The organism is Shigella sp. SIG3 (genome assembly GCF_053555855.1).
Map to the genome: position 1 here is coordinate 1 of NZ_JBQZXE010000272.1, position 885 is coordinate 885.

The following is an 885-nucleotide window of genomic DNA, read 5'->3' on the forward strand; positions in this document are numbered from 1 at the left end:
CCTGATTGTGTCGTTTTCCCTGACTCATTTTGCGGGTGTAGTAAGCCCTGGAGAGCGGATCCCTGAGCGCGGCGAAGGCCGACAGGAACAACGCCCGTTTGAGAGCTTTATTACCCCGTCGCGAGGGATGCTCACCGCGTATTGACGAGCCGGATCGCCGAGTTACCGGCGCAAGGCCAGCATAAGCAGCGAGATGTGCGGCAGAGGCGAAGGCGCGGCAGGCGACCTCGGTGAGGAGTCTGGCTGCGGTCCTGACACCGACTCCGGGCATACTGGTCAGGACCGGGTAAAGAGGGTGAGCAAGAACTCGCTGTTCTACCTCAAGCGCCACCTCGTCTCTTTGCTTACGCAGCGTGATGAGCTGGAGTGCCAGACGTGGCAGTACTACGGCAGCGGCATTCGTGCCGGGAACGACGACGGTTTGTTCGGCCAGTGCCTGAGCTATGTCTGCTGCAAGGCGTTTACCCAGACGAGGCGCAAGTTTGCAGAGCTGGGCTGCCAGCTTCTTCTCACCCAGCGAAGCGAGTTTTTCTGGTGAGGGATATCGCTGGAGAAGATCGAGTACCGCCGGGTGCTCAAGTCTCGGACCGAGAACGCGCTCCAGTGCCGGATGTATCTGGGTCAGAAGGCCGCGGATACGGTTGCTGGCCTGCGTTGTCTGTGCGGCAAGATCATCATCGAAGCCGCAGAGCATGGAGAGTTCGGCGATTTGCTCGTCAGCCAGTTTCAGCGTGCGTAGCGCGTGAGGCAGGGTACGGGCAGCTTCGGCAATGATGGCAGCGTCACGAGCATCAGTTTTAGCTTCACCGGCGTGTAAGTCGGCTATGCGGCGCATGGCCAGTCCAGGGAGGTATCCGACAAGGACTCCTTCTGAGCGGGCAACGG

General features: G+C 60.3%; 1 protein-coding gene. It reads right to left on the bottom strand.

Annotated elements, in window-relative coordinates:
* Window positions 1-885: IS110-like element ISEc20 family transposase (locus ACUU1I_RS20855; RefSeq protein ID WP_152061248.1), on the bottom strand; the 885-nt coding region annotated here is incomplete at both ends.